We start from the raw sequence: 10,198 nt of genomic DNA, 5'->3' as shown, positions 1-10,198 counted from the left end.
GGGGCTCGACGACCCGCGCGCGCCGGCACGGCGCGCTCCGCCTGCCTTACTCCCAGGCCGGGTAGAAATCCTGCCCGTAGAGCCGCTCCTCCGGCCCCGGCAGCGCCTGCATGAACCCCTCCCGCGCGGTGATCCGCCCATACCAAGCAGTGAGCTCGTCAAACCCCTCGATCTTCGCGAAATGCCGCGCCATGTAGACCGCCTGCCCCACGGCGATATCGACCGCGGAGAACCCCGAGGTCAGCAGGTAATCGCGCTTCTCCACCGGCGGCGAGAGCCGCGCCTCGAGCGCGGCATAGCATTTCTCCAGCCGTTTCGCCTCGAGCTGCATGATGATCGGCGAGCGCATGGAATCCTCGCGCAGCATGATGTGCTGCTGGGTCAGCGCCGCCGCATGCTGGCTGATGGTCTCGGCAAAATGCAGCCAGCTCAGCCAGCCCATACGGTCGGGGCTGCCCGGCGCCCGGCCCAAGCCCGCCTCCGGGAAGCGCTCGCAGAGATACTCCATCATCGCGAGGCTCTCGAACATGCGCTCGCCCTCGATCTCCAGCGCCGGCACACGCCCCGCGGGCGACAGCGACAGATACTCAGGCCCGCGCAGGCTCTTGTCGAAAGGCCGCAGCACCAGCTCAAAAGGCACATCCAGCTCGTAAAGCAGCCACAGCACCCGCATGGAGCGCGACTGAGGCACGTGATGCAGCCGGATCACGCCGCGTCCTCCGCCTCGTCCTCGAGCCGCATGAGTGCCGCCCCCGCCTCGACCTGCGCGCCCGCTCCCACCAGCACCTCGGCCACCACGCCGTCGCGCCAGGCGGTCAGGGTGTGCTCCATCTTCATCGCCTCGAGCACCGCCAGCCGGTCGCCGGCGCTGACCGCCTGCCCGGCCTCGGCATGGACCGAGACCACCCGCCCCGGCATCGGCGCCTCGATCAGGTTGCCGCCCGAGGCCTCCGCCGCCCGCTCCAGCGGATCGACAAGCTCGAAAACCTGCCCGCCATCGGCAAAGACGGTGATCTCCGCCCCCTCCCGGAACAGCGCCGCCGCGGGCCGCCCGTCGAGACGCCAGTCGCCCCCCTTCCGCTCGGCCAGCACCACCTCTTCCCCAAGAGAGACCTCGACCCGATCCGCGTCCATCACCCGCAGCGTCACCGCCAGCTCCTCGCCGCCATGGCGCAGCAGCACCTGCCGCGCCAGCGGCGCCCAGAGCACAAAGCCCTGATGCGGCGCGCGCCCCTCCCAGAGCCCGGCCCCGGCCAGCGCCGCCTGCGCCACCACCGCCGGCGAGAGCGCCGGCGCCTCGGTCAGCGCCGCGAGATCGCGCCCGATCAGCCCGGTATCGACCTCGCCCCGCGCAAAGCCCTCGTGCCGCGCCAGCGCGCCTAGGAAGGCGAGGTTCGTCACCGTCCCCGCCACTTCGGTCTGCGCAAGCCCGCGCGCCAGCTTGCGCAGCGCGATCTCGCGGGTCGGCCCGTGCACGATCAGCTTCGAGATCATCGGATCGTAATGCGGCGAGATGACATCGCCCGAGCGCACGCCGCTATCGGCCCGCACATCGCCCGGAAAGGCGAGCTTCGCCAGCCGCCCGGTTGCCGGCAGGAACCCCGCCGGCACGTCCTCGGCATAGAGCCGCGCCTCGAAGGCATGGCCGGTGATGCTCAGCGCCTCCTGCGCCATCGGCAGCGGCTCGCCGGCGGCCACCCGCAGCTGCCACTCGACCAGATCCACCCCGGTGATCGCCTCGGTCACCGGATGCTCGACCTGCAGGCGGGTGTTCATCTCCATGAACCAGAACCCGTCGGGCCGCAGCCCGCGCGAGCCGTCGACGATGAACTCGATGGTGCCCGCGCCCTTGTAGCCGATGGCTTCTGCGGCGCGCACCGCCGCCGCCCCCATGGCCTGGCGCATCTCGGCGGTCATGCCCGGCGCCGGTGCCTCCTCGATGACCTTCTGGTGCCGGCGCTGCAGCGAGCAGTCGCGCTCGAAGAGATGCACCGCCCGCTCCCCGTCGCCGAAGACCTGCACCTCGATATGGCGCGGCTTGGAGACGAATTTCTCGATCAGCACGGCCTCGTTGCCAAAGGCGCCGCGCGCCTCCGCCTGCGCGCTCTTCAGCGCCTCGGCAAACTCCGCCGCCTTCTCGACCAGCCGCATGCCCTTGCCGCCGCCGCCCGCAACCGCCTTGATCAGCACCGGGTAGCCGATGGCCTCGGCCTCGCCGGCGAGGAACCGCGCGTCCTGCTCCTCGCCGTGATAGCCCGGCACCACCGGGACGCCGGCCTCATGCATCAGCCGCTTGGCCGCGTCCTTGAGTCCCATCGCCCGAATGGCCTTGGCGCCGGGCCCGACGAAGACCAGCCCCGCCGCCTCCACCGCCTCGACGAAATCCGGGTTCTCCGATAGAAACCCATAGCCCGGATGGATCGCCCCCGCGCCGGTGGCCAGCGCTGCCTTGATGATGCGTTCCCCGCGCAGGTAGCTCTCCGCCGGAGCCGCGCCGCCGATGCAGACCGCCTCGTCCGCCATCGCGACATGCTTCGCCCCCCCGTCCGCCTCGGAATAGACCGCGACGCAGCGCAGCCCCATGGCCCGCGCCGTCTCTATCACCCGGCAGGCGATCTCGCCCCGGTTGGCGATCAGTACCGTGTCAAACATCTCCGTCCTCCCAGACGCCCATGGCTTCTTCTGGCTGAAAATATCCCGGGGAGTCCGCCTCCAGGCGGACGGGGCAGAGCCCCGAAACCTTGCTCACCATCCCCCAAGATCCTCCACCAGCTCGAACCGCTCAAACATCATCTCCACCTCCGGCCCAAACCGTCCGGCCCGCGTCAGATAGGCCTCGTAGCCGCGCCGCCAGTCGGCGAGATCCGCGAACTCGCCCTGCTCGGCCACCATCGCCTCGCTCATCTCCCCGAAGCGCAGCCGCAGCACCTCGGTGGTGCGCAGCGCCAGCGCCGGGCGGCCCTGCCAGTCGAGCGCCAGATCCACCCGCCCGACCTCAGGCAGCGCCTCTCCGCCCTCCTCGAAGACCGACCACGCCTCGCAGCTCGCGCGTTTCTTCCCCGACCGCATCAGCCCGATGATCTCGGCGTTCAGCGCCGCACTGTCGCCGGGCCGGTAGCTCTGCGCCCCCGGCCAGCGCGCCAGTGCCGCCTCGAGCGCGGCGCTCATCGCCCCGCCCCGGCGGCGCTGCGCCCGGCTCCGCCACACGGGCGGCCCGACGCCCGCACTGGATCACATCCGGAACACGCCAAAGCGGGTCTCCTCGATCGGCGCGTTGAGACAGGCCGAGAGCGACAGCGCCAGAACCTCGCGCGACTTGCGCGGATCGACGATGCCGTCATCCCAGAGCCGGGCCGAGGCATAGAGCGGGTGCGACTGGCGCTCGAACATCTCGATGGTCGGACGCTTGAACTCGGCCTCGTCCTCCGCCGACCATTCCCCGCCGCCGCGCTCGATGGCGTCGCGCTTGACGGTGGCCAGAACGCCGGCCGCCTGCTCGCCGCCCATCACCGAGATCCGGCTGTTGGGCCAGCTCCAGAGGAAGCGCGGCTGATAGGCGCGCCCCGCCATGCCGTAATTGCCGGCGCCGAAGGAGCCGCCCACCAGCATGGTGATCTTCGGCACGCTGGTCGTCGCCACCGCGGTCACCATCTTGGCGCCGTGCCGCGCGATGCCCTCGTTCTCGTATTTCCGCCCCACCATGAAGCCGGTGATGTTCTGCAGGAAGACCAGAGGGATACGGCGCTGCGAGCAGAGCTCGACGAAATGCGCGCCTTTCTGCGCCGCCTCCGAGAACAGCACGCCATTGTTGGCGATGATCCCCACCGGCCAGCCATCGACATGGGCAAAGCCGGTCACCAGCGTCTCACCGTAGCGCGGCTTGAACTCGTCGAAGCGCGAGCCGTCCACGAGCCGCGCGATGACCTCGCGGATGTCGTAGGGCGTGCGCAGATCGCCCGGCACCACGCCGAGGATCTCCTCGGGATCGTAAGCCGGCGCCTCGGGCGCCTCGCGCAGCAGCCCGCCCGCGGCCATACCGCCGAGCGAGCCAACCGCCTGCCGCGCCAGCGCCAGCGCGTGGGCGTCGTCCTCGGCGAGATAATCGGCCACGCCCGAGAGCCGCGTGTGCACGTCGCCGCCGCCGAGATCCTCGGCGCTCACCACCTCGCCCGTCGCCGCCTTCACCAGCGGCGGGCCGGCGAGGAAGATCGTGCCCTGCTCCTTGACGATGATGGTGACGTCCGACATCGCCGGCACATAGGCGCCGCCGGCGGTGCAGGAGCCCATCACAACGGCGATCTGCGGGATGTTCTTGGCGCTCATCCGCGCCTGGTTGTAGAAGATCCGCCCGAAATGGTCGCGGTCGGGAAAGACCTCGTCCTGGTTCGGCAGGTTGGCCCCGCCACTGTCGACGAGGTAGACGCACGGCAGCCGGTTCTCCTCGGCGATCTCCTGCGCCCGAAGGTGCTTCTTGACGCTCATCGGGTAATAGGTGCCGCCCTTCACCGTGGCGTCGTTGCACACCACCATGACCTCGCGGCCATTCACCCGCCCGATTCCGGCAATCACCCCCGCCGCCGGGGCCGCGCCATCATACATGCCATGCGCCGCCGTGGCGCCGATCTCGAGAAACGGCGAGCCCGGGTCGAGCAGGTTGGCCACCCGCTCGCGCGGCAGCATCTTGCCGCGCGACAGGTGCCGCTCGCGGGCCCGTTCGCCACCGCCCTCTACGGCCAGCTCGGCCGCCGCGCGCACCGTCTCGAGCGCCTCGAGATGGGCGGCCCGGTTGGCCGCGAACCCCTCCGACGAGGGGATTGCCGTTGACGCCAGTTTCATGAAACCTCCCCGGCCGTCTCGGCCTCACATTCGGCGGCCGCGCGGGCCTTGAGTTCCTTGCGGATCACCTTGCCCGTCACCGTCATCGGCAGGGCGTCTAGAAATCCGATTTCCCTTGGATAGGAATAGCTTGCGAGCCGCTCCTTGACCCATTTCTGAAGCTCCTCGGCGCTCGGATCATGGCCCGGTTTGCGCACGACGTAGGCCTTGACCAGCTCGGTGCGCAGCGCATCGGGCTTGCCGACGACGCCCACCGTGGCAACGCCCGGATGGGTCAGCAGACAATCCTCGATCTCCGCCGGGCCGATGCGATAGCCGGCCGAGGTGATGACGTCATCCTCGCGGCCCACGAAGCGCAGGTAGCCATCCTCCCAGATGCCCCGGTCGCCGGTCACCAGCCAGTCGCCGCGGAATTTCTCCGCCGTGGCCTCGGGGTTTTGCCAGTATTCCAGCATCATCGAGCCCGCGCCGCGATGGATCGCCACGTCGCCTTCGCCCTCGGTCTCGCATCCCTGTTCGTCGATCACCCCGATGCGGAACCCCGGCGCCGGCTTGCCGATGCAGCCGGGCCGCGCCGGAAACAGCGCGCTGCAGGACGAGGCCACCATGTTGCACTCGGTCTGGCCGTAGAACTCGTTGATCTCCACGCCGAAGGCGGCGCGCCCCCAGCCCAGCATCTCGGCCCCGAGCGGCTCGCCGCCGCTCGCCACCGAGCGCAGCCCGGGGATCCTCGCGCCCTCGGCCTTCAGCATGCGCAGCGCGGTGGGCGGAAAGAACACGTTGCGGACAGAGGCCTCCCGGCAGATCCGCAGGCATTCCTCGACGCCGAAGCGCGGCATCCGTGCCGCCACCACCGGCACGCCGAGCGCCAGCCCCGGCATCAGCACGTCGAAGAGCCCGCCGATCCACGCCCAGTCCGCCGGGGTCCAGAGCACGTCGCCCGGCTGGCCCAGCAGGTCGTGGCTCATCTCGACCCCCGGCAGGTGGCCGGTCAGCACCCGGTGCCCGTGCAGCGCGCCCTTGGGCTTGCCGGTGGTGCCCGAGGTGTAGATCAGCACCGCCGGATCCTCCGGTCCGGTTTCCGCCGCGGGCCATTGCCCCGGCTCGGGCAGCGCGTCTTCGGTGACGGTGGCCAGCCCGAAAGGCGCGACCATCTCGGCCCCCTCCGCATCGGTCACCACCACGCGCGCGCCGCTGTCGCCCAGCCGCGAGGCCAGCGCATCGTGCTTGAAGAGCTTGAATAGCGGCACCGAGATCGCCCCCATGCGCCAGGCGGCGATATGAGCGGCGGCGCAGAGCGGGCTCTGGCTCAGAAGCACGCCGACGCGGTCACCGCGCGCCACGCCCTGCCCGCGCAACCACGCCTCGACCCGGCGCGACAGGCGCTGCAGCGCGCCGTAGGTGCACAGCCGCATGTCGCCGGCGCGCATGTCGAGGATCGCGCCGCGCTCAGGCTCGCGCGCGGCCCAGTCATCGCAGACCTGCGCGGCCATGTTGAGCCGCGACGGAAAGCGCCACGCGAAGCCCTCGCAAAGCGCGGCATAGTCTGTGCCCGTCAGCGTCGGTTGCATTCTCTCCTCCCTCGACTGCCATTGCGGCGCAGGTGGCCAAGAATTTTAGCTAAAATTCTTGGCCCGGCGAAACTCCCGGTCTCGGAACCTTCGCCGCCCCGCTCACCCCATGGCGGCCATCAATTCCCGGCCCACCAGCATGCGGCGGATCTCGGAGGTGCCGGCGCCGATCTCCATCAGCTTGGCATCGCGGAACAGCCGCGCCACCGGCGCATCGGCGAGGAAGCCCGCGCCGCCCATCGCCTGCACCGCCTGGTGCGCCTGCACCATCGCCTGCTCGGAGGCGTAGAGGCAGCAGGCCGCCGCGTCCTGACGGGTCACGTCGCCCCGGTCGCAGGCCTTGGCGACCTCGTAGACATAGGCCCGGGCCGAGTTCATCGCGGTGTACATGTCGGCGATCTTGCCCTGCATGAGCTGGAAGCTCCCGATCGGCTGGCCGAACTGCTTGCGCTCGGCCATGTAGGGCATGATCTCGTCGAGACAGGCGGCCATGATGCCGGTGCCGATGCCCGCGAGCACCACGCGCTCGTAATCGAGCCCCGACATCAGCACGCGCACGCCCTTGCCCTCTTCGCCGAGCACGTTGTCGAACGGCACCTCGACATCGTCGAAGATCAGCTCGGCGGTGTTCGAGCCGCGCATCCCGAGCTTGTCGAAATGCGGGCTGGTCGAGAAGCCGGTCATGCTCTTCTCGATCAGGAAGGCGGTGATGCCCTTCGAGCCCGCCTCCGGGTCGGTCTTGGCATAGACCACCAGCGTGTCAGCATCGGGGCCGTTGGTGATCCAGTACTTGTTGCCGTTCAAAACGAAGCGATCATTCTTCTTCTCGGCGCGCAGTTTCATGCTGACCACGTCCGAGCCGGCGCCGGGCTCCGACATCGCCAGCGCGCCGACATGCTGCCCCGAGACCAGCCCGGGCAGGTATTTTGCCTTCTGCTCGGGAGAGCCGTTCAGCTTGATCTGGTTGACGCAGAGGTTGGAATGCGCGCCGTAGGACAGCGACACCGAGGCCGAGGCGCGGGCGATTTCCTCGACCGCGATGACATGGGCGAGATAGCCCATGCCGGCGCCGCCGAACTCCTCGGGCACGGTGATGCCCAGAAGGCCGAGCTCACCCATCTCGGCCCACAGTTCATTCGGAAAGGCGTTCGAGGCATCCACCTCAGCCGCCATCGGCTTCACCCGATCCTGGGCCCAGCGATGCACCATCTCGCGCAGCGCATTCACATCCTCGCCCAGATCAAAGCTCATGACCGCGTTGAACATTCCAGCCCTCCTCCCGGCAGTTATTGAACGCTTGTTCAAATCTATGCTTCCGATCACGCAGCCGTCAAGCCCCGTCATCGGACACCGACGCGACGGCACGGAACGCGGGCCGCCCGCGCGGCGTTGGAGCGGTGAACAACGCAATAGGAGGACACCATGTCCAAGGATCTCAAAGCCGAATTCTGGAGCCAACTGAAAGACGTGCGCGCAGGCCTTCTGGCCGCCGACGGCGAGCGCCCGGTGCCGATGTCGCCGCAGGGCGATGCCGAGGAGAAGGCGATCTGGTTCATCACCGCCAAGGGCAGCGCCGCCGACCGCGCCGCCGAGAGCGGCGGCGAGGCGTCGTTCCACATCGCCGATTCGAAGGCCCATCTCTATGCCAACGTGTTCGGCACGCTGGCCGTGGTAAATGACAGCGACAAGCTCGACGAGCTGTGGAACGCCTTCGCCGCGGCGTGGTTCGAGGATGGCCGCGACGACAGCGCCGTGCAGCTGGTGAAGTTCACCCCGCACGAGGCGGAAGTCTGGTCGGGCGACGGCGGCGCGAGCTTCCTCTACGAGATCGCCAAGGCCAATATCACCGGTGACACGCCGGACGTTGGCGAGCATGGTCGCGTGGTCTTCTGAATCACGTCCAAGGATCGACCATGAAACAGCTCTGCCTCGCCGCCCTTCTCTGCCTGTCGCCCCTGATGACCCGCGCCGAGCAGGTCGGCGAGGTCGGTGTCGACTGGACCGGCAACGACATCCTGATAGAGGCGGTCGCTGACCCCAAGGTCGAGGGCGTCACTTGCCATGTGGCCTATTTCGACCGCGGGCTGCTTGACCGGCTCTCCAAGGGCAACTGGTTCGAGGACCCCTCGAACGCCTCGATTGCCTGCCGCCAGACCGGCCCGATCATCATCGGCGACATCGACCGGGACGAAGATGGCGAGGACGTATTCAAGGCGTCGCGCTCGATCATCTTCAAGAGCCTGCGGGTGAAGCGGATCTTCGACGAGGCCAACCAGACGCTGATCTACCTCGTCCATGCCAACGAGTTGGTGGACGGCTCGGCCAAGCTCGCGATCTCGACCGTGCCGCTCTATGGCTCCGGCGGCGAATAAGGGGGCCAGCCCCCTCTTGGCGCGGTGCGCCAATTCACCCCCGAGGTATTTCGAAACCAGAGAAGGCAAGAGCGCTGCGCCCCTGTCTTCTCTTCGTCAAAAATACTCCCGCCGGAGGCGTGTCGACCCCCGCGGCCAGGCGGCGCGAGGGGGTATCGGGCGAGGTCAGCCGGTGGCGGCAGTGACGTCGTGTCCGTAGATCCAGTCGAACTGATGGATCAGCCGGTCGGGCGCGAGGCGGCCGGCGAGGCCGAGCCCCAGATGGGCGGCGGAGCGGATCAGCGGGTTGCGCAGGTGATATTTCCAGGCATTGCCATTGGCCGCCGCGACGATCCGTTCGCAGCGCGGGCGGCGGCGGGCTTGGTAGCGAGCCAGTGCCGTGCTCATGTCGGGCGCCGCATCGAGATGCGCTGCGAGGCTCCAGGCATCCTCGAGCGCCATGTTGGCGCCCTGTGCCATGAACGGCAGCGTCGGGTGGGCGGCATCGCCCAGCAGCGCCACGCCGGGCGCGTGCCAGTGCCGCGCCACCGGGTGGCGGAACAGCCCCCAAAGCCCCACCCGCTCGACCGCCCCCAGCATCACCGGAACGTCGCCGCCGAAGCCTGCGAAGGCGGCGCGCAGATTGGCGGGGGCATCCTCATGGGCCCAGGCTTCCTCGGCCCAGGCGTCGCGCTCCTGCGCGGCCACGAGGTTCACGCTCATGCCGTCGCGCAGCGGGTAGCTTACCAGATGCCGGCCCGGACCCATGTGAACCTGCGCCTCTGGCGGGTGGCCGATCAGGTTGGGGATCACCGCGCGCCACGCCACCTGACGGGTGAAGAACGGCGGCGCACTCCCGTTCAGTGCGCCGCGGATGGCCGAGTGCAGACCGTCGGCGCCGACCACCAGATCGCCGCGCACCCGGTCGCCATTGCCGAGCTGCAGCTCGGGCGAGCTGCCGGGGGTCACGCCGCTGACCTTCTGCAGCAGGCGGATCGTCACACCGGCCTCGCGCGCCGCATCGGCGAGGATCTCGATCAGGTCGGCCCGGTGCACGAAGTAGTAGCCCTGCGATTGCGGCAGCCGGTCGAGATCGAGCCGCGCCACCTCGCGCCCGTCGCGATAATCGCGCAGCCGCACCGCCCGGCCACGGCAGGACCGCGCCCGCAGCGCCTCGGCCAGCCCCAGCGCCTCGATCACCCGCAGGCCGTTCGGGCTGACCTGGATGCCGGCCCCGACCTCGGTGATGGCGCCGGCCTGTTCCAGCACCCGCACTTCGGCACCGCGCTGGCGCAGCGCCAGCGCCGCCGCCAGCCCCCCGATGCCGCCGCCTGCGACGATGATCTGCCGCCCGTTCAGCGCCATTGCCGTCCTCCTTGCCGTTCCGGGCGCTGCCAGCGCCGGCGGCGAAGACGCAAAACGCCGAGGCAATCGCCCCGG

At 69.4% G+C, this 10,198-nt stretch carries 9 protein-coding genes; 2 read left to right on the top strand and 7 right to left on the bottom strand.

Going from position 1 to position 10,198, the window contains the following annotated elements; all coding sequences use genetic code 11:
* Positions 1-46: 46 nt before the first annotated feature.
* From AC6RA4_RS03870 to AC6RA4_RS03845, 6 genes are all read right to left on the bottom strand, one after another.
* Positions 47-709, bottom strand: a complete 663-nt coding sequence (locus tag AC6RA4_RS03870) for a glutathione S-transferase family protein (RefSeq protein WP_500157561.1) — start codon at positions 707-709, stop codon at positions 47-49.
* Positions 706-2,652: an acetyl/propionyl/methylcrotonyl-CoA carboxylase subunit alpha gene (locus AC6RA4_RS03865; RefSeq protein WP_500157559.1), complete on the bottom strand. Its 1,947-nt coding sequence runs from the start codon at positions 2,650-2,652 to the stop codon at positions 706-708. Before AC6RA4_RS03865 ends, AC6RA4_RS03870 begins: the two co-directional genes overlap by 4 nt.
* Positions 2,653-2,745: 93 nt before the next feature.
* On the bottom strand, positions 2,746-3,168 hold the full coding sequence (locus tag AC6RA4_RS03860) for an ASCH domain-containing protein (protein WP_500157557.1): 423 nt from the start codon (positions 3,166-3,168) through the stop codon (positions 2,746-2,748).
* Between the two features lie 63 nt (positions 3,169-3,231).
* Positions 3,232-4,836, bottom strand: a complete 1,605-nt coding sequence (locus AC6RA4_RS03855) for a carboxyl transferase domain-containing protein (protein ID WP_500157555.1) — start codon at positions 4,834-4,836, stop codon at positions 3,232-3,234.
* Entirely contained in the window at positions 4,833-6,407 is a 1,575-nt protein-coding gene (locus tag AC6RA4_RS03850) for an AMP-binding protein (RefSeq protein ID WP_500157553.1), read from the bottom strand. Before AC6RA4_RS03850 ends, AC6RA4_RS03855 begins: the two co-directional genes overlap by 4 nt.
* A 102-nt stretch (positions 6,408-6,509) precedes the next feature.
* Positions 6,510-7,673 carry an isovaleryl-CoA dehydrogenase gene (locus AC6RA4_RS03845; RefSeq protein ID WP_500157551.1) on the bottom strand — a complete coding sequence of 388 codons (1,164 nt, stop codon included), beginning with the start codon at positions 7,671-7,673 and terminating at the stop codon, positions 6,510-6,512.
* 156 nt (positions 7,674-7,829) lie between these two features.
* Between AC6RA4_RS03845 and AC6RA4_RS03840 the strand changes: the two genes are divergently transcribed.
* Both AC6RA4_RS03840 and AC6RA4_RS03835 read left to right on the top strand, forming a co-directional pair.
* Entirely contained in the window at positions 7,830-8,300 is a 471-nt protein-coding gene (locus AC6RA4_RS03840) for a pyridoxamine 5'-phosphate oxidase family protein (RefSeq protein ID WP_500157549.1), read from the top strand.
* A 20-nt stretch (positions 8,301-8,320) separates the two neighbouring features.
* Positions 8,321-8,779 (top strand): CreA family protein, encoded by a 459-nt coding sequence (locus tag AC6RA4_RS03835; RefSeq protein ID WP_500157547.1) that lies wholly within the window; start codon positions 8,321-8,323, stop codon positions 8,777-8,779.
* 165 nt (positions 8,780-8,944) lie between these two features.
* Here AC6RA4_RS03835 and AC6RA4_RS03830 read toward each other — a convergent pair whose 3' ends face one another.
* Complete coding sequence (locus AC6RA4_RS03830) at positions 8,945-10,123, bottom strand: FAD-dependent monooxygenase (RefSeq protein ID WP_500157545.1); 1,179 nt, start codon at positions 10,121-10,123, stop codon at positions 8,945-8,947.
* Between the last annotated feature and the right edge of the window lie 75 nt (positions 10,124-10,198).

Source organism: Salipiger sp. (assembly GCF_059781815.1).
The sequence above is the reverse complement of the archived record's forward strand: the minus strand, read 5'-3'. Positions and strand labels throughout refer to the sequence as shown.

Coding starts and splice junctions, on each gene's coding strand:
- AC6RA4_RS03840 (WP_500157549.1), top strand. CDS start 7,830: ATGTCCAAGGATCTCAAAGCCGAATTCTGGAGCCAACTGAAAGACGTG.
- AC6RA4_RS03865 (WP_500157559.1), bottom strand. CDS start 2,652: ATGTTTGACACGGTACTGATCGCCAACCGGGGCGAGATCGCCTGCCGG.
- AC6RA4_RS03845 (WP_500157551.1), bottom strand. CDS start 7,673: ATGTTCAACGCGGTCATGAGCTTTGATCTGGGCGAGGATGTGAATGCG.
- AC6RA4_RS03855 (WP_500157555.1), bottom strand. CDS start 4,836: ATGAAACTGGCGTCAACGGCAATCCCCTCGTCGGAGGGGTTCGCGGCC.
- AC6RA4_RS03860 (WP_500157557.1), bottom strand. CDS start 3,168: ATGAGCGCCGCGCTCGAGGCGGCACTGGCGCGCTGGCCGGGGGCGCAG.
- AC6RA4_RS03850 (WP_500157553.1), bottom strand. CDS start 6,407: ATGCAACCGACGCTGACGGGCACAGACTATGCCGCGCTTTGCGAGGGC.
- AC6RA4_RS03830 (WP_500157545.1), bottom strand. CDS start 10,123: ATGGCGCTGAACGGGCGGCAGATCATCGTCGCAGGCGGCGGCATCGGG.
- AC6RA4_RS03835 (WP_500157547.1), top strand. CDS start 8,321: ATGAAACAGCTCTGCCTCGCCGCCCTTCTCTGCCTGTCGCCCCTGATG.